Origin of the sequence: Blautia sp. CAG:257 (assembly GCF_000433815.1) — a bacterium.
Taxonomy (GTDB): Bacteria; Bacillota; Clostridia; order Lachnospirales; family Lachnospiraceae; genus Blautia_A; species Blautia_A caecimuris.
The window spans coordinates 1-25,260 of sequence record NZ_HF998993.1; the positions used below are offsets into that span (position 1 = coordinate 1).

A 25,260-nucleotide genomic window follows, 5' to 3' on the forward strand; every position below is an offset into this window, starting at 1 on the left:
CCTCATTTTAACTTGTACTAAATCTTGACATAGGACCACTGTGAAAATGTGGTTGCGATAGATGAAAGGCTCTTTAGTATGAAGCTGTAGTAGTCTGTCGCACCTTTATTTTTTAGACAAAATGAGGTTTTTATGGAAATGAAAAGGAAAGAATATTTAATCAGGTTGATAGAGGAAATTAGCGATAATAAAGAAGAACAGGAAATTATTCAATATGGATTACATCAGGTGAGGGTAATATTGATAAATGTACTGACACTAGTTATTAGTGGTATACTATGGCAAGAGTTGTCCTTTACTTTGCTGGTTTTTTTGGAATTATTTTTCTTGCGCCCTTATGCGGGGGGATATCATGCTGATACAGAATTAGGCTGTTATTTGATATCAATTTTAATGATGAATATAATTATTTTTCTAAAAAAAGGGATTGTTTTGTCTAATATGCTTTTTATCGGAAGTTGGCTTGGCACTTCTGTATTTATATGGTTATATGCTCCAGTAGAAAATCCTATCCGCTGTTTGGATAAAGATGAACGGAAAATGTATGCGAATAAAACAAAAAAGATTTTGTTATGTAATGCAACAGTGGTACTAATAGGAATTTTTGTACAACGAGGAGATATTTTGGAAGTGGTTATCTGGGCTCAGATAATAATTATAATTACTATGGTAGCAGGATTATGGAAATATAGAGAGTGCTGATTATGACAAAAATAGCTACAGCTTTTTACATAAAGCGTTATAGGGTGAACTTTTATGTTACGTTACATCTAACAAATAGATTAGAACAAAAATATAAAAGTTTTTGGAAAATAATATTTGAAATGGCGCCAGTTTTGTAAAAACTTTTATAGGGGAATGCAAATCTATTCTGTTTAAAAAGTATAGAACTTAGGAGAAAGGGGATTTTATTCATAAAAAAAATGTTGAAAAAAGCAATATGTGTGTTTGATGCAACAATGTATGTATTAGGGGCAGCAACCATTGTAAGCGCAGATACAGTTACGTTTAATGTAACGCCTCCTGGCGATCCATATTCTTATGCCGTAAGAAAGGCGGATACGGAACAGAGATTCTATGTGACGGGAACTGGTTTTAGTAACAGCGGTTCATTGATGTGTACTTCTGGATTAGCAGGGGAAGATCATTCTTCTCATACGGCAACTATTTCTTCTGGGCATAGAGCTGCAAGTGCTGGTTATAGAGCATATGCATATCCTAACTATGAATATGAGATGCATTCTCGTAGTTCAGTAGCTGGTTTGAATGTTACTGGACGTTATACACCGTAATCATTTACAAAAGGCGGAGAAATCCGCCTTTTGTAAATGAATCAGAAATATATTTGATTTGGAGGCTGCTTATATGAAGATGAGAATGAGAAATATGCTGATTGTGTCAGGACTGTGTGTATGTATGTGCGGATGTGGAAATAAAGTGACAGAAACGAAGAACGAATCGACACAAGCTGCGGAAGATGTGGCTCAGACGACAGAAAAATCAAAACAGATGAAAACAGAAGATTATTTTCCGGAAACTTATTCTGAGCAAACAGAAAAAGTCAAATTTGAATGTCATTTGGAAGTGCCGGAAGATTTTGAGATATCTGATTTTCATATGCCGATCATAAAGGGTATTACTTATACTGACCCAGAGAAGATTTATGCGAAATATGTAGGTGAAAATATAGTTACAGAGGAATATCATAATGATCCGACCAGCGAAAATGAAAAGGGAGATGATATCTATATATTGGAAGATGGAACGAATGTGGCGTTTACAGGAGGATTTTTATATTATAATCCGAAATCAACGGTATATCGACAGGTTGTTAGAGATAATGAGCGCACTGCTCCAAAAGATGAGTTTGGATTTGCCTCAGGAGATGAATGTGTAGAGCAGGTAAGAGAAGAATTAAAAGCAATCGGATGTCCGGTTGATGAATATCAGTTTGGATGGTTTTCCACCAGTGGGGAAGACTATGCGATATTAGAACAGCGGGCCTTGGAGGATGGAATGCTTGACAGTCAAAAGGTAAAGACGGAGGGCTGGACAGAAAAGGATAATGCTTATGAGATATACGGCTGGCAGTCTTATGAAGGGCTTCAGGTTCTTCCTCAGTGGATGACAACTGCTATGTCCAGAGCTTTTGAAGATTATCAGAAAGCACCGGTATCTGCACTTTATACAGAACAGGGAATATTAGCTTTAGCATTGTCGCGTCCCCCTTACATCTTTGAAGCTTCAGATGAGCTTTTAGAGTTTTTGCCATTTTCTGAGATTGCAGATGTTTTAATTCAAAAATATGATAATTTACTGGATGAAGCAATCTATACTGTAACCCGTGCCAAGATAGTACTGCGTACTTATTATGATGAACAACAACAGCTTGCAGCAGAACCTGTATGGTATTTTGAAGTAACAGATGGAAACACAGCGGAAGTTATGCTGGTTCATGCAGTTACAGGAGAGGAAATTTTCCTGAATTGATGATTGAGGACAAAAGAGAGCGTGATGTGTGTGCATTGTTTTAAAAATTATTTTTTTACAGATATTCGCCGCCTTTTAAAGAGTTACCGATGGCTGGCAGGAAGCATTGGCGTGGCAATGGCGTTATTTTGGTCATTGGAAGACCAGTTGTTTCAGAAAGGCTTTATAAATGGAAACGTATTGTCAACTTACGTATCGTCCACACTTATGACAGGATCTTTAATAGCATATGCTTTTTGTGCCTTTCCATTTGCAGGGATATATCCGGAGGACTGGGAACATAAATATATCCGTTATGGGGTAATAAGAGGAAATCTGAAAGCATATGTGGCGGCTAAAACCATAGTGATATATATCAGTTCTATGGGTGTTATGCTATTTGGTACACTTTTGTTTTTGAGTTTGTGTCGCACGCAGATTCCGTGGACAGATTGGAATTTAGATCAGTACGGAATAGAATTAAGTGGGTGTTATGGAAATATCCTGCAGCAGGGATATGCAATCCTGTACTGTGGATTATATTCCTTAAATATGGGACTGGTAGCAGGTGTATTATCAAATATGGCAGCCCTTTGTTCTGTATTTATATCAAATACAGTTTTAGTTTATATATTTCCGGTATTGGCATTTCGGGTATTGGTTTCTGTGAACATAAATGGTTATAACATTTATAGTTTTTATGCATATGTTAAGATATTTGCAAATGATTGGACAAATCTCCTGTTTTTATCTGTCATATCGGTGATGGGGGCAGCTTTATCAGCTGTTGGGTGTTATTTTGGGCTGAAAAGAAAATTGTAGTACAAAGGAGACGTCATATGAAAACGCTGAAATATATTATGAAAACTTCTTTGCAAAAGATTTTTAATGTGAAGTTTATAACTTTTTGTATCGCATTTTTGATTCTGTCATGGACATATGACCAGCCATATCTGAATTTTGTTCAGGAAAAAGGATATCCCATTTCCTGGTGTATTTTTCCTTTTTATATGTCATCATGGGGGATTTTGTCTATTTTTTATTTTGGCATAATCTATGTTAATTCAGATGTGCCGTTTATGCAGAATGTAAATATGTACCAGATTATCCGGGCAGGGCGGGGACAATGGGTAATCGGTCAAATGGGCAGTATACTGGTTCGGGCCTTTTTCGTTGTTTTGATATCAGCAATAGCAGCTGTTTTACCATTTGCAGGAAATATAGAGTTTTCTTTCGAATGGGGAAAAGTTGTAAGAACGTTGGCTTCACAAAGAGGAAGCGAGGGCTTCGGATTTGAAATGGGACAGACGTTGGATTTTCGTTTTTTTTATGAGATTCTTAATGAGTATACTCCTGTACAGCTGATGGTCATTACAGTGCTGATTTGTACATTGATCTGTACGTTTCTGGGGATTCTGATGTTCCTTTTGAGTTTGTTTGCTGGAAAATTAGTTGCAGTTACAGGGGCTTTATTATTTGTGGCAGCATTATTTTTAGTGGAAAATATCTATGGTGAAGGGAAGAGAATTGCAGCACATTTTATTCCAACATACTGGGCGGAAGTGGCATTGAGTGCGACCCCTGTCAGCGGACGTTATCGTTTGCCGTCTTTAACATATATGTTTACTTTTCTGCTTGTTATAATCCTTGTGATGTCTGTGATAATTTACTGGAAAGTAAAATATGTAGAATTTAATTGGGAAAATGAAGACGCGTAGTTGGCAGAAGGGAGGAAAGTCAGGTGAAAAAACAGAGGATTGAGGTAGATCATGTATTTAAGAGATTTAAGAAAAACGAAGTGCTAAAAGATGTATCAATGACTTGTGAAAGCGGGAAAATATACGGAATTGTAGGACATAATGGCTCGGGAAAAACAGTGCTTTTTAAATGCATCTGTGGATTTTTTCATTGCAGTAAAGGCGAAATCAGGATAAATGGAAAATGTATGGGAAAAGATATGGATATGCTGGAAAATTCCGGAATTATCATAGAGGAACCTGGTTTTTTACGTCAGTGGAATGGATATCATAATCTGGAATTTCTGTACACAATACGAAATAAACTGGATAAAACATATTTACAGTCTGTTTTGAAAAAGGTGGGGCTTGATCCAAAATCGAAAATGCCTGTGGGAAAATATTCTCTTGGTATGCGGCAACGTCTGGCAATTGGGCAGGCAATTATGGAAAATCCGGATATTTTAATCTTAGATGAGCCAATGAATGGATTGGATAAAAATGGAGTAAGAGAGATGAGGGAACTGTTTAATCAGATGAAGCAAGAGGGAAAATTACTTATTCTTGCAAGTCATAACAGGGAAGATATTGATGTGCTTTGTGATGAGGTATATCAGATGGAAAACGGAATATTAAAGAAAGAGGTCAGGTGATATAAACAGAATTTAGGATAAGATGCAGGAGAATATATGATAAGTTTGGTATTTGGGTGGTTTCTTTCCATTGTGATTTCAGAGATTTTCTGGTATTCTGGTAGAGTGACAGGTATTTTTTATTCTAAAGAAAAGAAAGTTTATAAAACAGCTTTTATGTCAGCAGGTGAGTATGTACGGTACCGGTATGGAAACAGCCATATTTTATCCGGAGGCAGAAAGAGATAAAGCTTTCGTTATCAAATGCGCATGATTTTAGAAGCTGCAAGCTGGTTACAAAAGATGATTTTATGAAAAATAACAGAAACAGATGAGGAGAACAGATAATGGAAAATCAGGAAAAACCACATAAACGCCGCGTGCGATATTCCGGAACCCACCCGAAGCGGTTCAGTGAAAAATATAAAGAGCATCAGCCGGAAAAATATGCAGATGTGGTAGAAAAAGTAATACGAAAAGGAAGTACTCCGGCAGGTATGCATATTTCTATCTGTGTGAAGGAAATTCTGGATTTTCTTCAGATACAGCCGGGACAGCAGGGGCTGGATGCTACGCTGGGGTACGGAGGCCATACTCTGGAAATGCTGAAATGCCTGAAAGGAGAGGGACATATTTACGGACTGGACGTAGATCCCATTGAATCAGAAAAAACAAAAGAGAGATTGAAAAAACAGGGATTCGGAGAAGATATCCTTACAGTTAAGCTTTTGAATTTCAGAAATATTGATCAGGTAGCAGAAGAAGCAGGGAAATTTGATTTTGTTCTGGCAGATCTGGGGGTGTCCTCCATGCAGATCGACAATCCGGAGAGAGGTTTTTCCTATAAAGTGGACGGCCCTCTGGATCTGCGCATGAATCCTCAGAAAGGAATCAGCGCAGCACAGCGCCTGAAAGAGGTGACTCAGGAGGAGCTTTACGGAATGCTTCTGGAAAACGCAGATGAGCCCTATGCTGAGGAAATTTCAAAAGCGGTGATCCGTCAGAGAAGGATTCGTCCTATTGAAACTACCACAGATCTTAAACAGGTGATCGAGCAGGCTTTAAGCTTTATTCCGGAAAAGGAACGGAAGGAGGCTGTAAAAAAATCCTGTCAGAGAAGCTTTCAGGCCCTTCGCATTGATGTGAACAGTGAATTTGAGGTGCTTTATGATTTTCTGGAAAAGCTGCCTCAGGTGCTGGCTCCAAACGGAAGAGCGGCAATCCTTACCTTCCATTCAGGAGAGGATCGTCTGGTAAAAAAATCTTTTAAACAGTTTTATAAGGAGGGAATTTACAGTGACATCAGCAAAAATGTGATCCGTCCCTCACAGGAGGAGTGCGCCAGAAACAGCCGCGCCAGATCTACAAAGATGCGCTGGGCAATCCGGGCACAGGAAATTTAACAGAAGAGTTATATCAGGCAGGGCATAAGGCCCTGCCTGTTTTCGCTTATCAGGACATTTTGTACGAACAGTCCTGGTAAATAAAAGAGATATTTGAGACAGATCAGCAGATTGAATAACATCAGAAAAAGGGAAAGTCAGTGTTTTGCAGCACGGATTTTCTCTTTTTTTATAAGAAGGATCAATAATAAAAACTTCTTGTATAAAATACGGATTCGTATTATAATATCAGATGCAATAAATACGAATTCGTATTATGAATCGAAGCTCAATGAATATAAAAAACAGAAGTCTGACCAGAGGAGGAACAGGAATGAATAAAAACAGAGAAGCCATAGACAGAATGAATCAGTGTATGAATCGCCTTGACCGCCTGTATTATATAGCTGCACGAAAGCTTGGGGTCAAGGATAACAGTCTGCTTCTGTATTATGTACTGAATGACGGAAAGGCTCATTCTCAAAAAGAAATCAGCGAAGAATGGCTGGTTCCAAGAACAACTCTTAACACGGTTGTGAAGGAAGAAATTGAAAAAGGATATATCAGGCTGGAAACTCCGGGCAGTACAAGAGAAAAAAACATCATTCTTACAGAAAACGGAAAAATATATGCGGAAAATCTGTTGTGCAGAGTTTTTGCGGCAGAGGAGCAGGCTCTGGAACGGACCATGCGGGAATGTTCACCGGGATTTCTGAAGGGACTGGAAGTATTTACAGATTATATGCAGGAAGAGTTCCAAAAGGAAATATTTGACAGGGAGGAGCTGCCGTCCGGAGAATAGGCGGAGGATATTGAAAGAAGCTATGGATTCAAAGACATTATTTACAAAAATATCACCGATAAGGTTGTTTTTTATTGCATCGGTTCCCGGCGCAGTGAGCATGCTGGCCTCAGCGCTCTATCAGGTAATAGACGGAATACTGGTAGGCCAGATTCTGGGAGAGCTGGCTTTTGCGGCACTGAACCTTGCCATGCCTTTTGTGATCATTAATTTTTCACTGGCAGATCTGATCGGAGTGGGGTCTGCGGTTCCCATTTCGGTAAGCCTTGGAAAAAAAGAAACAGAGCATGCGGATAACATTTTTACCTGCGCCTGTATTATGATCGTAGGCGCCGGAACATTACTGGGAGCTGTTCTGTATGTTTTTGCAGTTCCTCTTCTGAAGCTGATGGGAGCGGAGGGAGAGCTTCTGGATCTGGCAGTCCAGTATCTCAGAGTTTATGCTGTTTGTGCGCCGGTATCTACGATTATTTTTGCAGTAGATAATTATTTAAGAATCTGCGGGAAAATAAAAGGCAGTATGTATCTGAATGTTTTTATGTCTGTACTTACAGCTGTCCTGGAATTTGTATTTCTGTACATATTCAAATGGGGAATCTGGGGAGCCGGACTGGCAACCTGTACGGGAATGTTTCTTTGTTCTGCAGGAGCTTTCTGGCCGTTTTTCCGGGGAAAAATGGAGCTTCATTTCTGTAAGCCGAGATTTCGAATGGATATGGTAAAACAGATCATAAGCTGTGGAATGCCTAATTTCCTGAACAATATTGCCGGTCGTGTGACGTCTATTCTTTTGAACATGGTCCTGCTGCGTCTGGGAGGCGCGGATGCGGTGTCAGTTTACGGAATTCTGATGTATGCGGAAGCTTTTGTGCAGCCTCTCCTTTATGGAATGTGTGATTCTCTGCAGCCGGCAGTCAGCTATAATCTGGGAGCAGGAAATCATGGACGTATACGGGCGATTGAGAGATGCTGTTATACGGCAAGCGCTGTGGTTTCCCTGCTTTCTGCAGCGGTGATGTTTTTGTTTCCGGATGTGCTTACCAGGCTGTTTGTCAGCAGTCCGGACAGCACCTTTATGGAAATGGCAAGCGCAGCCATGGTTATTTTTTCTCTGACTTATGTAACAAGATGGTTTTCCTTTGCAACCCAGAGCTATATGGTAGCAGTGGAAAAAGCAAAAGAAGCCACGCTGATTTCTGTATCTACAGCCCTGATCTTTCCCGTGATCCTGATGGTTGTCCTGTGGCCTTTGGGACTTACAGGAATCTGGATGAACTTTGCGGGAACCGCTGTGCTGGCGGGAATCATGTCTTTGGTGATTTTGAAAAAAATATCGGTCAGATCAGAGGGCTGAGGGTGGCTTTGCTGGTTCATTGCTGCACCAGGCCTTCCGAAACTTCAGAGGAGTACAGCCTTCATGCTTTTTAAATAGGTGGATAAAATGGCTGACTTGATGAAAACCACAGGCAAAGGCAATCTCTTCTATTGAAATATTTTCATATTTTAGCAGAACCTTGGAATGGTTCAGGCGTGTAATAATCAGGTATTCATTAGGTGGAGTACCGATATAACGTTTAAATTCCCGAGCAAAATGGTATTTGCTTACGCCTATTTTGTCTGCGAGGTATTCTAAAGTAAGTGGCTCATGGAAATGCATATCTATCTCTTTTAGAGCAGCATTCAGAAAATCAGGCATTAATCCAAGACCAAGCTGTTCAGTTTCATTTTCGATTAAAATTTTGGTGAGAATTTCGGTAATCAGACAAGAGGTAAGGATTTCTGAATGGAAATCCTTTTTTTGTGTGACAAAAAGAATACGGCGCAGAGTGTTTTCCATAAAAAAAGGATCAAGGGAATCGAGAATACGGAAATTATTGCGTAGAAATTCTTCATAATATCCCAATGCAGAAGGACCGTTAAAATGAAGCCATAAAAATTTCCATTGCTGTTTTTTAAGACATTCATAGTAATGATGGTTCATACAGTCGATATAGGCGAGAGAACCAGGGAAAAGGGTAAAGGTATTGCCCTGATATTTTAACAGACCCTTTCCGGATAATGTGTATATTAAAAGAAAGCTGTTCAGATTTTCTCTTTCTGTAAAGTAAGGGGGAAAAGTACAGAAATCACCTGCTTCCTGTACATAAAAAAAGGTCTGACGGGCTTTTGGGGTGGCAGTGTTAATAAAACGAATAGAATCATCTGTCCAGCTGAAGTCCAGATTTTCCATATATTTGTGTGTGGCTGAGTTTCTCATAAGACCTCCAGTAAAAGCAAGATTATGATATTTTATGCAAATATAGTTTGATGTATTTTAAATTGTATCAGTATATAATCAGGTTGTAAACGATAAAATATGACAACAAGATTACAGTATAAGGAGTGGAAATATGAGCAACCTGAAAAAAATAAAAGAACCTAAAAGAGCTAGAATTGGTTTCTACAGTGCTGGCTTATGTACATACTGGGAACAATTTGAAGGACTTTATAACTGTCTGACAGGATATAACAGATTTATTGAAAAGAAACTCAGCCAATGGGGTGAGGTTTATAATTTTGGAATGGTCGATACAGAGGAAAAAGGCAGAGCAGCAGGAGAGTTTTTTAACAAAAACAATGTAGACATTGTTTTTTCTCATGCAGCTACCTATTATACAAGTGCCTGTGTCCTGCCGGTACATCAGATTAATAAGGCACCGGTAGTGATTTTGAATTTGCAGCCGACACCAGAAATGGCATATGAGATTACAGGCACAGATCGTTGGCTGGCTCAATGCGTAGGATGTTCCGTGCCAGAAATTTCAAATGCATTTAATCGAGCTGGTATTTCATTCCGTGTAGTAAATGGATTGCTTGGACTTTATGAAACTCCGACATTTGCCAGGTCAGATGAAGCAACAGAGAAAAGGCCGGAAGCGATAAAGGCCTGGAAAGAAATTGAAGAATGGTGCATGGCAGCTTCTGTACAAAGAACATTAAAATGGAGCAGATTTGGATTTTTAGGAGGATATTACAGCGGAATGCTGGATATGTACAGTGATTTTACTATGTTGCAGGCACAGACAGGAATGGATATTGAAATTTTGGAAATGAGTGATCTGGATTATTATCTGAAGTCTGTGACAGAGAAAGAGATACAGGAAAAATTATGGCAAATACAGGATTTTTTTGAAATCTCTGGGGATTCTCCTTCAGATCCTATAGCGAGAAAACCTTCACAAGAGCAGCTACACTGGTCAGCCAGAGTTGCATCTGCTCAGGAGAAAATGGTACGTGATAGAAATTTGGACAGTGTATCGTATTATTATCATGGACGAGATGATTATTTTGAAACAGTACAGAGTGGGTTTATTGTAGGATTTTCACTGTTGAATGCGAAGGGAATTGCATGTGCAGGAGAGGGAGATATAAAAACAGCTCTGGCAATGAAAATTGCAGATATATGTGGTACGGGTGGAAGCTTTTGTGAGATTGTTGCCGCTGATTTTAACAGAGACACCATGATTCTGGGACATGATGGTCCATTTCATTTTGCAATTTCAAAAGGGAAACCAATTCTTCGGGGGATGGGAATTTATCACGGAAAGCGTGGAAGCGGTGTTTCGGTAGAAGCAAAGGTACAGCCGGGAAAGGTGACAACTCTTGGAGTAACACAGACGAAAGATGGCCATTTAAAATTTAACATTAGTGAGGGAGAAGCGATTGATGCACCGATTCTTTTGAATGGAAATACTTCCACACATATAAAATTTGCTCAAAAACCTGCAGAATATATGGATTACTGGTTTGCGGAGGCACCTACACATCACCTTGCTTTGTCGGTAGGTCATAATTCAGGTTTATTTATCAAAATAGCAGAACTTATGGACATTCCATATGCAGTTTATTAAAAAAGAAACACTTGCACAGTTGTGTTTAAGTATACAATATTTATCAAAGGAGGAAAAGAAATGAACAAAAAAGTAATCGCTGCAGTTCTCAGTGCAACTATGATCATGACAGGTGGAACAACAGTTTTAGCCTCAGGGGCAGCAGAAGGGAAAACATTTGCTATTGTTACGAAAGCTGCAGGAAATCCATATAATGAGAAAGAAGCTGATGGATTTAAAGAAGCGATAGAGGATGAGGGAGGAAAAGTAATTATCAAACACCCGGAAACAGCTACTGCGGATGCGCAGATTTCAGTTGTGCAGTCATTGATTTCTCAGGAAGTGGATGCAATCTGTATTGCAGGTAATGATGAAAATGCACTTCAGGCATGTCTTAGTGAGGCAATGGACGTTGGAATTAAAGTGTCCTGTCTGGATGCGAAAGTTAATCCTGCAAGTAGAATGACTTTTGTAAATCAGGCAGGAACAAAAGAAATAGGAGAAGCTCTGATGGATGCTGTGCTGGATATTTCCGGTGGAGAAGGTCAATGGGCAATCCTTTCTGCTACTTCACAGGCTACAAATCAGAATGCATGGATTGAGGCTATGAAAGAAGTCATGAAAGATGATAAATACAGTAAACTGGAACTAGTAGAGATTGCATATGGTGATGATGAACCACAGAAATCAACAGATGTTACACAGGCACTTTTACAAAATTATCCGGATTTAAAGGTGATCTGTGCACCGACAACAGTAGGAATTGCATCAGCGGCTAAGGTACTTCAGGATTCAGGGGCTTCCTGCAAGCTGACAGGTTTGGGATTGCCTTCAGAAATGTCTGAATATATTGGTGATGATGAAGCCCATTCTTGTCCATATATGTTTCTTTGGAATCCAGTTGATGTTGGAAGGTTAGGTGCCTATACTTCAATTGCATTGGTAAATGAAGAAATTACAGGAGTATCAGGAGATAAATTCACTGCCGGAGAACTTGGTGATTATGAAGTTATTGAGGCGTCAGATGGAGGAACAGAAGTAATTCTGGGAGCTCCGTTTAGGTTTGATTCGTCCAATATTGATGAGTGGAAGGATGTTTATTGATCTGGAAACTCATTGTTAATTGGAAATACCCTTGGAATCGGGAATAACACAGAGACATTAATGTGTTATTCCCGGATAAAGAAAATCAGAAGGTACTATTTCGGAGGAAGAAAAATGGTAAAGGGATTTACTATGAAATTATACGAAGGTCAGGAAGTGGAATATGAAAAACGTCATAATCTTCTCTGGCCGGAAATGAAAGAGATGATACATAGGTATGGTGGAAAAAATTACACAATTTTTTTGGATCCCAATTCATTAATACTTTTTGGTTATATTGAGATTGAGGATGAAAAGCTTTGGCGTGAGGGCGCAGAAACAGAGATAAATAAAAAATGGTGGGATTATATGGCAGACATTATGGAAACAAATCCCGATAATAGTCCTGTTTGTGTGAATCTCAAAAAAGTTTTTCATCTGGATTAAAGTAAATAAAAATGTGACGGCTCAAAATGCAGGTTATATATTATCGAAATGTAGGTATTATATAATCTGCATTTTTATAGGATTAAAAAAGTGATGCGGTTTATGCTGCTGTGATAGAAAATATTTGCATGAGTATTTTAGGTGGAAGATGTAAAATTTTGTTATAGATGTAGTGAAAACTTTTTGAAATATGAATTTATGAGAGTATGGCCTGGAAAAAGCATTGATATATATAATGAAAAAATGTATATCTCATAGAATTTAACAGAAAATAATGTTATACTACAAATAAAAATAGTTAATTATAGGCGAAACAGAAAATTCTGAGAAATGGGGTGAGCATATGCTGAAGGAGTGGATGCCGGGTGAGATTCCGGAAAAACAGGAACTTGAGGAGCAGCTTGATAAAAACAGGAACAGGCTATATGATCTCCAGACAAAGATCAAGGAGCACAGGCTTCCGGTTCTGGTACTTTTTGAGGGATGGGCTGCAGCAGGAAAGGGAAGTGTGATCGGAAAGGTAATTAAAAATATTGATCCCAGATTCTTTAAGGTTGCGACCATGACCGCACCGTCAGAAGAGGAAAAGCGAAAGCCTTTTTTGTATCGTTACATGAAGCAGATTCCGGAAGAAGGAAAGTTCACTTTTCTGGATTCCGGCTGGATGGAGCAGACAACAGAAGAGGTTTTGAAGAAAAAGCTTACGGAAGCAGAATATGAAAAAAGAATTGAAAGTGTTCGGCGTTTTGAGCGGCAGCTTACAGATAACGGGTATCTGGTGCTGAAATTTTTTATGCACATTGACAGAGAAGAACAGGATTCCCGCATGAAAGGTCTTCTGGAAGAGGAGGACACAAAGTGGCGTGTAACAAAATTTGACCGGTGGCAGAATAAACATTATGGAAAATGCCAAAAAGTGTTTGACCGCTATATGAAGGATACGAATCTTCCTTCCTCGCCCTGGTATATTATTGATGCAGGAAACCGGAAATGGGCGGAGCTTCAGGTGCTGGATACCATGATCAGCAGTATTGAGATTGCCATGCAGAACCGTCTGCATTCTTCGCCTCTGCTTCAGAATGTTTTTCCTCTGGTAAAAATGCCAAAGCTGGCAGAAGTAGAGCTTCAGGGGAAAGAACTGAACGAGGAAGAGTATCATCATGAGCTGAAGCAGCTTCAGAAACGTCTTGGGGAGCTGCATAATCGTTTATACCGGAAGAGAGTGCCTGTGATCATTACCTATGAAGGCTGGGATGCGGCAGGCAAAGGCGGAAATATCAAGAGGATAACAGGAGCTCTGGATCCCAGAGGATATGAAGTACATCCCATTGCCAGTCCGGAGCCCCATGAGAAGGCCCGGCATTATCTCTGGCGTTTCTGGACAAGACTTCCCAAAGACGGTCATATTGCGATTTTTGACCGCACCTGGTACGGAAGAGTGATGGTGGAACGTCTGGAGGGCTTTTGTACAGAAAATGACTGGAAGAGGGCATACAATGAGATCAATGAGTTTGAAAAGGAGCTTTCTGACTGGGGAGCTGTGATCATTAAATTCTGGGTGCAGATTGACAAGGATACTCAGCTTGCCCGTTTTACGGAACGCCAGAACAATCCGGAGAAGCAGTGGAAGATTACGGACGAGGACTGGCGGAACCGTGAGAAATGGGATTTGTACGAGGAAGCAGTGGATGAAATGCTGAAAAAGACAAGCACCTCTTTTGCTCCCTGGCATATTCTGGAATCCGTGGATAAAAAATATGCCAGGATCAAAGCGCTTAAAATTGTCATAAGGGAACTGGAAAAGGTTCTGGACTAAAAGGGAGGATGAAGCATGAAATTCAGAAAAATATTTGTGTTTACCGTTTTCTTTGCAGGCTGTCTGATGCTGACAGGGATTCAGAATACTCTTGGTGCTTCCTCCGGGATTGTCATTGAAAATCCGGAACAGATAGTACAGCTTCAGGTTGGCACCATGCGCACGGAAGTGAGGCAGCAGGAGCTTGATAAGGTTCTGAAGGGCTTACAAGAGGTAACGCTAGTGGATTCTCAGAAGCAGCCTGAACGGGGTGATGATTTTCTCTCCATCCTTCTGATCTATGAAGACGGGCACAAGGATAAGTTCTTTTTCTTTGAGCAGGATGAGAACTGGTATATGGAGACAGGAGAGGGAGAAGTTTACGGAAACGCCGGATTTATTACGGATATCATTCATGTAGAAGAGGCAGGTACAGACGGAGGCCCTGTTGCGTATATCGGCCCTGAGGCTGTTCATTCTCTGAACAGTAAGGATCAGAGTCAGATGCTTCATGAGTATGCAAAAAAAGAGGGCTTTTATCCCACAGAGGAGGAAGTGGAACAGGAGACAGAAAAGTACCTTTCAGACTTTATGGAATCTCCTGACTACGAGGAATATGCAAAAATCTGTGAGGATTCAGGATATGAGTTTGAGGAATTAGTAAGGGCGCAAAATGACTGGATATTAAACAGCATGGTTACTTTCAGGTATGATAATCTGCGGCGAAGGGAATACATGGAAGGTCAGGATACCATAGACGGCATAGTGTATGAAAACTTTGCAGATTACAGGAAAGCCTTTCAGAATAAATATGTTTACGGAAAAGCATATTTGAATGAAATGTATAAGGAAAAGCCGGAAAAAACTTCGGATTAATACAAATTGCCAGTTTACAAGATTCAATTCTGGAAATATAATTTGAGAGATGTGGAATTGATTTCACAGAACAAAAGAATTTTCAGGAGAGAATATATGAGCAAAAAAGTTATTTTTCTGGATATAGACGGTACTCTGGCGGAGCCCGGACACAGCGAACCTCCGGCTTCTGCCATTGAAGCAGTAAGAAAAGCGCAGGCAGCGGGAAATCTGGTATTTCTTTGCAGCGGGAGAAATTATGGAATGCTGTCCTCTTTTTTAGAGTACGGATTTGACGGGGTTGTGGCAAGCGCCGGAGGATACATCCTGTGCGGTGAAAATGTCATTTATGATTGTCCTATGACAGATACGCAGAGGATAAAGACTATGGACACCTTAACAGAAAGCGGTTTATGTTGGATTGCAGAGTGCAGAGATGAAGCTTATGCCAGTGACAGCTTTAAAGCCTTTGTGGAAAAAGATGTAGATGAACAGGTCAGCAGCGAATTTCTTCGATGGAGAGAGTTTGTAAAAAAGACTTTTTCTATTCGTTCTATAGAGGAATACAGAAATCAGCCGGTCTATAAATTTGTGGCGACAAGCCCTTCTATGAAAAGACTGGACGCTCCCAGGAAGGCGCTTGAAGAAGAGTTTTTGTTCTGTATTCAGGATGTTTCTCATGGCGTGGTAAATCTGGAGCTGATCAATCGTAAATTTAACAAGGGAACCGCATTGAGAAAGGTATGTGAGTATCTGCAGATCCCGGTCAGCGATTCCGTAGGCTTCGGAGACAGTATGAATGATAAGGAAATGCTGGAAACAGCAGGCTTAAGTATTTGTATGGAAAATGGAAGTGAAGCTGTAAAAAGGATTGCGGATGAAGTTTGTCCGAAGGTAACTGAGGACGGAATCTGGAAAGCGTTTCAGAAGCATCATCTGATGTAATAAAATTCGGGCATAAAGATGCCTGAGAATATCATAAAGAAAGAGACCCTGGAGGGACAATATTTAGTGATTTTGTCTTCTCAGGGTCTTTTTTATACAATAAAAAGTGCTTCACGAGGAAACATGCTTGCGGATTTCCGTAGGGGTGGCATGAAACCGTTCAGAAAACATTCGGCGGAACAGCTTATAATTGGTAAAGCCGTGGCGTTCCAGAATGTCAGATATTTTGTCACTGGTGGAGGTGACATCCTTATAAATCTTTGACAGACGGATTTCGTTCTGATATTCCAGAAAGGTGACTCCCATGCATTTTTTAAAAAAACGACAGAAGTATTTGGGCTGCAGGATGGCAACTCCGGAAATCTCTTCCAGTGAGATCGGGCGGTTGTAATTGGATGCAATATACTGCAGTACCGGTTCCAGACGTTCCAGATTACGGCTGTGCTGGACAGTGTCTTTTTTGGGCGCTTCTGTGCAGAAATTATGATAAAGCTGGAACAGAGTCTCAAAAAGCAGACTGTTAAACCGGAGAACAGCTCCGTCAGGCTGCAGGTCTGTGAGAAACTGCATTTTTATCAGTGTCTCCTTAAAAAGATCTACCTTGCTCTGAAGAATGGGAGAGTCTGCCGGGTCCTGAAGGCTGAAGCACAGGTTTTTTGACTGGGGAATAAATTTTTCTATAAAGGCTTCCGGAATCTGAAAAACAATAGCCCGGTTGGGGCTGGTACACAGAGTAGAGTGAATCTGATTTGGAGTTACCATGGCGCACTGACCGGCTTTCAGAATTCTGGAATCATTTCCTACAATGACCTTCAGTTCACCTTCCAGAAGATATACGATCTCCACGGCATCATGCCAGTGGGGAGCCACATAGCTGCCCGGATCTATGGAGGTAAAAAAGCGCACATTTGTCTTATCATTTAATGGGATCAGCTCATAGTTTGTTGGGGTAAGCATTGTTTTCATAATCTGCAATCAACCTTCCTGAGTGAATAAAAAGATACTATTAACCTGTTGATAAGATACTATCATATCTGGCAGAAGAGGAGCAAGTGTTTTATGATATGCTTATCAAACAGGTTACAACAAGTAATCTAAAGGCTGTTCTGGGCGCGCAGAGACAGGAAAAATACAAATGACCATACAGAAAATCAAAGTTGGGTTTCTGAATAGGAGGATAATAATGAACGAAAAAAGAAAACTGACTCCGGCACTTCTTTTTGAACGCTTCTGTTATGGCTGCGGAGATTTCGGCTGCAATATTATTTACACGGCAATGTCTGCCTTCCTGCTTTTTTACTATACAGATTATGCAGGAGTAAATGCGGCGGCAGTAGGTACCATCATGTTAATATCCCGTGTATTTGACGGAATCAGCGATATTGTCATGGGAATGATCGTGGACCGTACAAAATCAAAGCACGGAAAAGCCAGAGTGTGGATTTTGAGAATGTGTATTCCGTTTGCACTGGCAGGAATTCTTCTGTTTTCCGTACCTGCTTCTCTTGGCTCAACAGCTAAGCTTGTTTATGTATTTATTACCTACAACCTTGTTTCTACTGTGGTTTACACAGCAATCAACGTACCATATTCTTCATTGAATGCGTTAATGACACAGAACCCCTATGAGAGATCTGTACTGAGTATTTTCAGAAATCTTCTGGCAACAGCAGGAACCCTGACGATTAATATGGTGACACTTCCTCTTGTAGAGTTTTTCGGTGATAATGCGGCTGCCTGGACAAAAACCTTTGCAGTGCTGGGAATTCTGGCAGTGATTGCTTTTCTTCTTACTTTTATCGGAACCAAGGAGAGAGTACATTCTGTTGCAGAGATCAGCGGAGAAGCAGAGCCGGTTTCCTTTGCGGAAGGAATCAGATCTCTGTTTGCAAATAAATACTGGATCATGATGACCTGTGTTCTGGCATTATTTTTCCTGTATTATGCAGTAAACGGAGGAACAACTGTCTATTATGCAAAGGATATCCTTGGCGATAAAAATCTGGTAAGTACAATCAACGGAATTTACAATGCCATTCAGATTGCGGCAATGTTTTTTATTGCAGGACTTGTAAAGAAATTCGGAAAAAGAAATGTATTCTCTCTGGGTCTGATTCTGTCAGCTGTTGGAATGCTGGTTCTGGAATTTGGCGGAAGCACCATGCCGGTGATCGTAATTTCCAGTGTGATCCGTGGAATTGGAAATGCCTGCGGAGGAGCGACAATCTGGGCAATGGTTTCTGACACCATTGATTATGGCGAGTGGAAAACCGGACACCGTACAGAGGGACTGGTAAACAGCGCCTGCAGCTTTGGTTACAAAATCGGAAACGGCATAGGATCTGCTCTTCTGGGTATTATCCTTGAGATCGGCGGATACGTGGGAGAAGCGGCAGTACAGTCATCTTCCGCACTGTTTTCTATCAGACTCTGTTTTGTGTGGATTCCTATTGTTGTGTTTATTGCCTGCTTTGTGATTTTGCGATTCTATAATCTGGATAAAGAATTTGACGGCATTATCCGTGATCTTCATGAGAGAGCTGCCGGCAGATAAGTATACAGGAGGACGTAAAAAATGATTCAGAATCCGATTCTTCCGGGATTTCATGCAGATCCGTGTATCTGCAGAAAAGGAAATGATTTTTATATTGCAGTATCTTCTTTTGAATGGTTTCCGGGAATTCCCATTTACCATTCCAGAGATATGAAAAACTGGGAGCTTTATTCCCATGCGCTTCAGAATGACAGGGAGCCGGATCTCAGAATGCTTCCAAGCGCAAAGGGTATCTGGGCGCCGTGCCTGACCTACTGTGAGGCAGACGAGCTTTTTTATGTGGTATACGGTGTTATGAATTCCATGAATGCACGATATTTTGATGTGGATAATTATCTTATTACCGCAAAGGATCCCAAAGGTCCCTGGAGTGAGCCGGTTTATCTTCATTCTACCGGGTTTGATGCCTCTATGTTCCATGACGATGATGGAAAAAAATATATCGTGGCCCTTGACTGGGAAACAAGGACAGCTTATGAAAAACCCGGGCCTATCAATATCGTAGAGTATGATCCGGAGAAAAAAACTATTGTGGGTATGCCAAAAGCTTTCTGGAGAGGAGGCACGGACAGAGGATGTATAGAAGCACCTCATCTGACAAAGCGTGGGGATTATTACTATATTATGTGCGCAGAGGGCGGCACCGGTTATTATCACAGCGTAACTATGGGCAGGTCAAAAAATATTTGGGGACCCTATGAGCCGGATCCCTGCAATCCGATTTTAACATCAAGTCCCGGAGATTTTAATGAACGGTCAGACTGGGATCATTTAAAACCCAGGTATTATAATCCGGACAGTGTGCTTCAAAAATCCGGTCATGCCAGCTATGTAGATCTGCCGAACGGAGAGACCTGGATGGTTCATCTGACTGCGCGTCCGTTTGTGCCTGAGCTTCGCTGTACTCTTGGAAGAGAAACTGCCATTCAGCGTATGAAGTGGACTGAGGATGGATGGCTTCGTATGGAGAATGGCGGCAATATGGCTCAGGAGTTTGTTCAGGAAAGTACTCTTCCTGAGAGCCCGGCAAGTAAGCTTCCGGCTCATGATGATTTTGACGGTGAAACTCTTCAGATCGGTTATTATGCGCCGCGAATTGATCCGGCAGGCTTTGTGGATCTTACCTCAAGACCGGGATGGGCGAGACTTCGGGGACAGGAATCCGGATGCTCCTTAAACCAGGTGAGCCTTCTTGCAAGAAAGCTTACCAGCGTGCAGGCCCGCATTACCACAAAGCTTGATTTTACACCTCTTTCCTATCAGCATACGGCAGGATTGATCCTCTATTATGACAATATGAATTTTATTTACCTTTATAAATATTTCAGCGATACTCTGGGACATGGGGCTGTTTCCGTACTTCAGGTGGAAAACGGCGAAAAAAAGGAGTTCAGTGATGCCCGGACCTTTGTGGAGGATGGCTGTGAAATTTATATGCGTCTGCAGATCAACGGCAGAAAATCTCAGTTCCGGTGGTCCCTGGATGGGGAACATTATACAGAGATCGGTCCCTGCTTTGACACCAGTAAATTTTCTGATGAGTATTCACAGTTTGGGGAATTTACAGGGGCTTTTGTGGGAATTACCTGCGGTGACCGCATGATGCATTGTCACACAGCAGATTTTGACTTTTTTGATTATGAGGCAGATGAAACTGCGGCAGTAGAATAAAGGGAGGCAGGAATTATGGTAAAAAGAAAAGTAAAACTGGTTAATATCAGCGATGTGGAGAGCTTTAATGCAATCTGTTCGAAGTTTGACTGTGATATGGATCTTTCCAGTGGAAAATATTATGTGAATGCAAAATCCATTATGGGAATTTTCAGCCTTGACCTGGATTTGCCTCTGGAGCTTATGGCAGATACAGAGGATGAGGCAGCTGTAGAAGAAGCATTCCGGGAATTTATCTGTTAAAAGAGGAGAGGTAAAATGTTTATAAAAGGTGTAAATCTTGGAAACTGGCTGGTTCTGGAAAAATGGATGAGTCCTGCTTTATTTGAGGGTACGGATGCGGAGGATGAATACTGGCTTCCCCGTAAGCTTTCACGGGAGGTTTATGAGGCAAGGATTAAAATCCATCGTTCAGAATATATTACAGAAAGAGATTTTGTGACCATTAAGGCAATGGGAATGGAGGCTGTCCGTATCCCGGTTCCATATTTTGTATTTGGGGACAGAGAACCCTTTACAGGCTGCATAAAGGAACTGGATAAGGCTTTTAACTGGGCGGAAAAGTATGGGCTTACCATTCTTCTTGACCTTCATACAGCGCCTCTTGGGCAGAATGGCTTTGACAACGGAGGTATCTGCGGCGTGTGCAGATGGTCGAAAAGTCCAGAGGAAGTGGAATTTGTGCTTTCTGTTCTGGAACGTCTGGCAGAAAGATACGGAAACAGAAAAGGGCTCTGGGGAATCGAGGCCATTAATGAGCCGGTTATGGATCGCGCCTGGAAATTATTTGATGTGCCAAACCGTTATCCGGCGGCAGATAAAGACATGGCAGAAGGCTCCGGCCCTTGCACACTGGAATTTCTGAAGGATTTTTATGTGAGAGCCTATGACAGAATGAGGAAATTCCTTCCGGAAGAAAAATACGTAGTGATCCATGACGGGTTTGAGCTTCTTGCCTGGAAGGATTTTATGCAGGAAGAAAAATATGTGAATGTGGTTCTTGACACCCACCAGTATCTGATGATGGCAGAAGCTGAGGGCTGTGAACAGAACGTGGAGGCGTATCAGGAATATATCCGGGAGCATTATGAAAAAGAAATTCAGGAGATGGAGCAGTATTTTCCAGTGATCTGCGGAGAATGGTGCCTGTTTAATTCTTATGCCTGCGGCTGCGATACAAAAGGCGGCAGGAGTGTACTTAACGGTGAGGAAGGAAGCCAGAAGGAAGCTCTGGGAGTACAGGAGAAAAAGCAGATTTATCAGGCTGTGGCAGAGGCTCAGTTAAATGCCTGGAAAAAAGGAAGCGGATATTTTTACTGGAGCTACAAGCTTCTTACAGATACGGTAAACGAAAAAGGCTGGATCGGATGGGACAGCTGGGATTTGGGAAGATGTGTGGATTTCGGATGGTTTCCGACTGAGGAAAAAGATAACCGGGAATAAAAAATACAGGAATTTACAGGATTTAATCTATCAGAAACCGCCTGATAGAATTTATAAAAACAGGATCAGAAAAACAGAATCCCCTTAAACAGACAGGGCAATGAACCCAGGTCTGTTTAAGGGGATTTTTATCTCCTGCGGATTATGGTTCCATAAATTTTTTCAGCTCTTCCATAAAGGTACTGACATCCTTAAATTCTCTGTATACGGAGGCGAAACGAACATAAGCAACTGCGTCCAGCGCCTGTAAGTGTTCCATGACGATCTCGCCGATCTGATTGCTGGAAATTTCTCTGTCAGCCCGGTCAAAGATTTCTCCCTCTATAGAATCCATGATCTCTTCTATTTTTTCTACCGGAATAGGCCGTTTATAGCAGGCGCGGAGAATCCCGTCCTGAACTTTGCTGCGGCTGTAGGGTTCACGGTTCTGGTCTTTTTTTATAACGCTTAACGGAATGGTTTCTACCTTTTCGTAAGTAGTAAAGCGCTTTCCGCATGATTCACACATACGTCTTCTTCTGATGGAATTGGTGTCTTCTACAGGTCTGGAATCTACAACTCTGGTATTGTCCCGACCACAAAACGGACATTTCATGGCATTGTCCCCTTTCTATCCAGTTGAGCAGAGATATGCAAAACCTTCCAAACCCTGCTGTTATGGGCACATTATACTATAATTTTACTTTTTATGTCAACAAATGGAAATGCATAATCTGGCGTTTTTTTACATATATTTGAGAAAAAACGGTTGCTGTTATGCGCTTATGTGAGCTGAAACAAAAAGAAATCATTAATACCTGCACCTGCCGATGCCTGGGATGTCCCATTGATGTGGAATTTGACTGTAAGACCGGCCAGATCACAGCGCTGGTGGTTCCCGGACCGGGAAGGCTGTGCAGCTTTTTTGGAAGAGAAAGCGAGTATGTGATCCCCTGGAAATGTATCTGCCAGATTGGGGATGATATCATTCTGGTCCAGATCCAGGAGGAAAAATGTTTTCGCAAAGAACACCTGACATAAGCTGTCAAGGGCTTATATTTTTTATATTTTTCCGAAAAAAGTATATTTCTCCTTGTCTCTGAGAAAGCTTTTAATAAGCAAAAGAGAGAAGGAGGATGTTTCGATGGCGCTTAATAAAGTAGAAATCTGTGGAGTAAATACCTCTGAGCTTCCTGTTTTGAAGCCCGAGGAAAAGGAGGAATTGTTCCGCAGGATCAAGGAGGGAGACAAAGAAGCAAGAGAGCAGTACATCAAAGGAAATTTAAGACTTGTATTAAGTGTGATCAGACGGTTTCAGAACAGCAATGAAAATGCAGACGATCTGTTTCAGATCGGATGTATCGGACTGATGAAAGCCATTGATAATTTTGATACAACACTGCAGGTTAAATTTTCTACCTATGCAGTGCCTATGATCATTGGAGAAATACGAAGATATTTAAGAGATAATAACAGTATCCGCGTCAGCCGTTCTCTGCGGGATATTGCCTATAAGGCCATTTATGCCAGAGAAAATTATACAAAGCAGCATCTGAGAGAGCCTACGATCGCAGAAATCTCTCAGGAAACAGGAATCGAAAAGGAAATGATCGTTTATGCAATGGATGCCATCCAAAATCCGGTAAGTCTTTTTGAACCGGTGTATACAGAGGGAGGAGATACTCTTTATGTGATGGATCAGATTAGTGATAAAAAGAACAGAGAGGAAAAATGGGTGGAAAACCTTTCGCTTCGGGAAGCGCTGGAAAGACTTTCAGACAGGGAGCGGCATATTATAGAAATGCGTTTTTATGACGGGAAAACGCAGATGGAAGTGGCGGAGGAAGTAGGGATTTCTCAGGCCCAGGTCAGCCGCCTGGAAAAAAATGCGCTGAAAAGCATGAAAAACTTTTTGGGAACATAAAGAGAATAAAAACTGCCGCAGAGCAGAAGTGAGCGTTTATCAGCACTTTGCCTGCGGCAGTTTTTCGTTTATTTTATTAAGAACTGGGAGGATTAAACGATACCCTGGGCTTTCATTGCATCTACAACTTTTTCAAATCCTGCAATGTTAGCGCCTACAACGAAATTGTCTTTCATATCATAGCGCTGTGCAGCATCGTCGATCTTTTTGTAGATATCTTTCATAATGCCGTGAAGCTTTTCGTCTACTTCTTCTGCACTCCAGGAAAGTCTCATGGAGTTCTGGCTCATTTCAAGAGCTGAGGTAGCCACGCCGCCTGCATTGGATGCTTTTCCCGGAAGGAAGAGAACGCCGTTTTCCATAGCATATTCCGTAGCGTCCAGAGTAGTAGGCATATTTGCACCTTCTACAATGTATTTGCAGCCGTTTGCAATAAGAGTCTTAACAGCATCGAGGCCAAGCTCATTCTGAGTTGCACAGGGAAGGTATACATCGCATTTGATGTTCCAGATGCCAACGCCTTCGGTAAAGGATGCTCCTTCTACACGGTCAGCATATTCTCTGATACGTCCGCGTTTTACTTCTTTAATATCTTTTACAATATCAAGCTTGATACCTTCAGGATCATGGATATATCCGTTGGAGTCGCACATTGCAACAACCTTTGCGCCAAGCTGTGTCGCTTTTTCGGCAGCGTAGATCGCAACGTTTCCGGAGCCTGTGACGATTACGGTTTTTCCGCTGAGTTCATCATTGTGTGCCTTCATCAGCTCATCAAGAATGTAAACAACGCCGTAACCGGTAGCCTGAGTACGTACAAGTGATCCGCCGTAGGTAAGACCTTTTCCTGTAAGAACGCCTTCGCTGAGGTCGCGGATACGTTTGTACTGTCCGTACAGATAGCCGATCTCACGTCCGCCTACACCGATATCGCCTGCCGGTACGTCTGTGTCAGCGCCGATATATTTGCAGAGCTCAGTCATAAAGCTCTGGCAGAACGCCATAACCTCTCTGTCGGATTTGCCTTTGGGATCAAAGTTGGAACCGCCCTTGCCGCCGCCGATAGGAAGTCCTGTGAGAGAATTTTTGAAGATCTGTTCAAAGCCAAGGAACTTCAGAATGCTCTGGTTTACAGACGGATGGAAGCGAAGTCCTCCCTTGTATGGTCCGATGGCGCTGTTAAACTGTACACGATAACCTTTGTTTACCTGTACCTTTCCGCTGTCATCTACCCACGGAACACGGAAGGAAATGATTCGTTCCGGCTCTACCAGACGTTCAAGAATAGAAAGTCTGCGGTATTCTTCTTCATTTTTGTCAATGACTACCTTCAGGGAATCCAGAACTTCTTTTACTGCCTGATGGAATTCCGGTTCACCCGGGTTCTGTGCTACGACTCTTTCGTATACCTCTTCTGTGTAAGACATAATAATTCCTCCTCATCCATTTTTATCCGAGTTTTTTGCTGTCAGATATCTGTCAGCAATGATGCTATTATACACTAAAGTGGTAAGGCTGAAAAGAGCAGTGTGAAAATTTTCTGTAAAAAATTATGGAAGAGAAGAGCCGGTTTATTGTGAAAATTTTTCCAGAAGCATTCCGGAAGCTTTTCAGAAGCGGGAATTTATTTTTGTAGACCGGAATGAAAAAAAATGGTATACTGTCAATTGAGGA

25 protein-coding genes are annotated in these 25,260 nt (G+C 41.3%); 21 read left to right on the forward strand and 4 right to left on the reverse strand.

Annotated features, from left to right (window positions below):
- The first annotated feature begins 132 nt into the window (after positions 1–132).
- From QVP40_RS01790 to QVP40_RS01830, 9 genes are all read left to right on the forward strand, one after another.
- The gene (locus QVP40_RS01790; protein WP_022066799.1) at positions 133–702 is read left to right on the forward strand and encodes an accessory gene regulator B family protein; all 570 of its coding nucleotides are present in this window, start codon (positions 133–135) and stop codon (positions 700–702) included.
- Between the two features lie 242 nt (positions 703–944).
- Positions 945–1,292, forward strand: a complete 348-nt coding sequence (locus QVP40_RS01795; protein WP_138270836.1) for a hypothetical protein — start codon at positions 945–947, stop codon at positions 1,290–1,292.
- A 73-nt stretch (positions 1,293–1,365) separates the two neighbouring features.
- Positions 1,366–2,490 (forward strand): hypothetical protein, encoded by a 1,125-nt coding sequence (locus tag QVP40_RS01800; protein ID WP_022066801.1) that lies wholly within the window; start codon positions 1,366–1,368, stop codon positions 2,488–2,490.
- Between the two features lie 111 nt (positions 2,491–2,601).
- On the forward strand, positions 2,602–3,291 hold the full coding sequence (locus QVP40_RS01805) for a hypothetical protein (protein ID WP_138270835.1): 690 nt from the start codon (positions 2,602–2,604) through the stop codon (positions 3,289–3,291).
- A gap of 272 nt (positions 3,292–3,563) precedes the next feature.
- Positions 3,564–4,187 (forward strand): hypothetical protein, encoded by a 624-nt coding sequence (locus tag QVP40_RS01810; protein WP_138270834.1) that lies wholly within the window; start codon positions 3,564–3,566, stop codon positions 4,185–4,187.
- A gap of 23 nt (positions 4,188–4,210) precedes the next feature.
- Complete coding sequence (locus QVP40_RS01815; RefSeq protein WP_022066804.1) at positions 4,211–4,858, forward strand: ABC transporter ATP-binding protein; 648 nt, start codon at positions 4,211–4,213, stop codon at positions 4,856–4,858.
- Between the two features lie 326 nt (positions 4,859–5,184).
- Positions 5,185–6,240 carry a 16S rRNA (cytosine(1402)-N(4))-methyltransferase RsmH gene (gene rsmH, locus QVP40_RS01820; RefSeq protein ID WP_022066806.1) on the forward strand — a complete coding sequence of 352 codons (1,056 nt, stop codon included), beginning with the start codon at positions 5,185–5,187 and terminating at the stop codon, positions 6,238–6,240.
- Between the two features lie 313 nt (positions 6,241–6,553).
- Positions 6,554–7,021 carry a MarR family winged helix-turn-helix transcriptional regulator gene (locus tag QVP40_RS01825; protein ID WP_022066807.1) on the forward strand — a complete coding sequence of 156 codons (468 nt, stop codon included), beginning with the start codon at positions 6,554–6,556 and terminating at the stop codon, positions 7,019–7,021.
- A gap of 10 nt (positions 7,022–7,031) precedes the next feature.
- Complete coding sequence (locus QVP40_RS01830; RefSeq protein ID WP_022066808.1) at positions 7,032–8,375, forward strand: MATE family efflux transporter; 1,344 nt, start codon at positions 7,032–7,034, stop codon at positions 8,373–8,375.
- On the opposite strand, the gene QVP40_RS01835 is transcribed toward QVP40_RS01830, so the two are convergent.
- On the reverse strand, positions 8,364–9,251 hold the full coding sequence (locus tag QVP40_RS01835; RefSeq protein WP_279310512.1) for an AraC family transcriptional regulator: 888 nt from the start codon (positions 9,249–9,251) through the stop codon (positions 8,364–8,366). The genes QVP40_RS01830 and QVP40_RS01835 overlap by 12 nt on opposite strands.
- Positions 9,252–9,411: 160 nt before the next feature.
- Between QVP40_RS01835 and QVP40_RS01840 the strand changes: the two genes are divergently transcribed.
- From QVP40_RS01840 to QVP40_RS01865, 6 genes are all read left to right on the forward strand, one after another.
- Positions 9,412–10,911 carry an L-fucose/L-arabinose isomerase family protein gene (locus QVP40_RS01840; RefSeq protein ID WP_022066810.1) on the forward strand — a complete coding sequence of 500 codons (1,500 nt, stop codon included), beginning with the start codon at positions 9,412–9,414 and terminating at the stop codon, positions 10,909–10,911.
- A 105-nt stretch (positions 10,912–11,016) separates the two neighbouring features.
- A complete protein-coding gene (locus QVP40_RS01845; protein ID WP_288200170.1) occupies positions 11,017–11,994 on the forward strand; it encodes a rhamnose ABC transporter substrate-binding protein in 978 nt (325 codons plus the stop codon).
- Positions 11,995–12,108: 114 nt separating this feature from the next.
- Positions 12,109–12,420, forward strand: a complete 312-nt coding sequence (gene rhaM / locus QVP40_RS01850) for an L-rhamnose mutarotase (protein WP_022066812.1) — start codon at positions 12,109–12,111, stop codon at positions 12,418–12,420.
- A gap of 343 nt (positions 12,421–12,763) precedes the next feature.
- Positions 12,764–14,236: a polyphosphate:AMP phosphotransferase gene (pap, locus tag QVP40_RS01855; protein ID WP_288200172.1), complete on the forward strand. Its 1,473-nt coding sequence runs from the start codon at positions 12,764–12,766 to the stop codon at positions 14,234–14,236.
- A 15-nt stretch (positions 14,237–14,251) separates the two neighbouring features.
- Positions 14,252–15,091 (forward strand): hypothetical protein, encoded by an 840-nt coding sequence (locus QVP40_RS01860; protein ID WP_022066814.1) that lies wholly within the window; start codon positions 14,252–14,254, stop codon positions 15,089–15,091.
- Between the two features lie 96 nt (positions 15,092–15,187).
- Positions 15,188–16,015 carry a Cof-type HAD-IIB family hydrolase gene (locus QVP40_RS01865; RefSeq protein ID WP_022066815.1) on the forward strand — a complete coding sequence of 276 codons (828 nt, stop codon included), beginning with the start codon at positions 15,188–15,190 and terminating at the stop codon, positions 16,013–16,015.
- 111 nt (positions 16,016–16,126) lie between these two features.
- Here the strand turns inward: QVP40_RS01865 and QVP40_RS01870 are convergent, their stop codons facing one another.
- A complete protein-coding gene (locus QVP40_RS01870; protein ID WP_288200186.1) occupies positions 16,127–16,981 on the reverse strand; it encodes an AraC family transcriptional regulator in 855 nt (284 codons plus the stop codon).
- A gap of 217 nt (positions 16,982–17,198) precedes the next feature.
- On the opposite strand from QVP40_RS01870, the gene QVP40_RS01875 reads away from it, so the two are divergent.
- The 4 genes from QVP40_RS01875 to QVP40_RS01890 are packed head-to-tail and all read left to right on the forward strand — an operon-like array spanning position 17,199 to position 21,683.
- Positions 17,199–18,569 carry an MFS transporter gene (locus QVP40_RS01875; RefSeq protein ID WP_022066817.1) on the forward strand — a complete coding sequence of 457 codons (1,371 nt, stop codon included), beginning with the start codon at positions 17,199–17,201 and terminating at the stop codon, positions 18,567–18,569.
- Positions 18,570–18,590: 21 nt separating this feature from the next.
- Positions 18,591–20,240, forward strand: a complete 1,650-nt coding sequence (locus QVP40_RS01880; RefSeq protein WP_022066818.1) for a glycoside hydrolase family 43 protein — start codon at positions 18,591–18,593, stop codon at positions 20,238–20,240.
- Between the two features lie 15 nt (positions 20,241–20,255).
- The gene (locus QVP40_RS01885; protein WP_022066819.1) at positions 20,256–20,483 is read left to right on the forward strand and encodes an HPr family phosphocarrier protein; all 228 of its coding nucleotides are present in this window, start codon (positions 20,256–20,258) and stop codon (positions 20,481–20,483) included.
- A gap of 15 nt (positions 20,484–20,498) precedes the next feature.
- Positions 20,499–21,683, forward strand: a complete 1,185-nt coding sequence (locus tag QVP40_RS01890; protein ID WP_022066820.1) for a glycoside hydrolase family 5 protein — start codon at positions 20,499–20,501, stop codon at positions 21,681–21,683.
- Positions 21,684–21,825: 142 nt separating this feature from the next.
- Here QVP40_RS01890 and nrdR read toward each other — a convergent pair whose 3' ends face one another.
- On the reverse strand, positions 21,826–22,278 hold the full coding sequence (gene nrdR, locus QVP40_RS01895) for a transcriptional regulator NrdR (protein WP_022066821.1): 453 nt from the start codon (positions 22,276–22,278) through the stop codon (positions 21,826–21,828).
- A gap of 161 nt (positions 22,279–22,439) precedes the next feature.
- Between nrdR and QVP40_RS01900 the strand changes: the two genes are divergently transcribed.
- Positions 22,440–22,703 (forward strand): PRC-barrel domain-containing protein, encoded by a 264-nt coding sequence (locus tag QVP40_RS01900; protein WP_022066822.1) that lies wholly within the window; start codon positions 22,440–22,442, stop codon positions 22,701–22,703.
- 103 nt (positions 22,704–22,806) lie between these two features.
- A complete protein-coding gene (gene sigG / locus QVP40_RS01905) occupies positions 22,807–23,586 on the forward strand; it encodes an RNA polymerase sporulation sigma factor SigG (RefSeq protein WP_022066823.1) in 780 nt (259 codons plus the stop codon).
- A 92-nt stretch (positions 23,587–23,678) separates the two neighbouring features.
- Here the strand turns inward: sigG and gdhA are convergent, their stop codons facing one another.
- Positions 23,679–25,013, reverse strand: a complete 1,335-nt coding sequence (gdhA, locus tag QVP40_RS01910) for an NADP-specific glutamate dehydrogenase (RefSeq protein WP_022066824.1) — start codon at positions 25,011–25,013, stop codon at positions 23,679–23,681.
- Positions 25,014–25,260 lie beyond the last annotated feature (247 nt).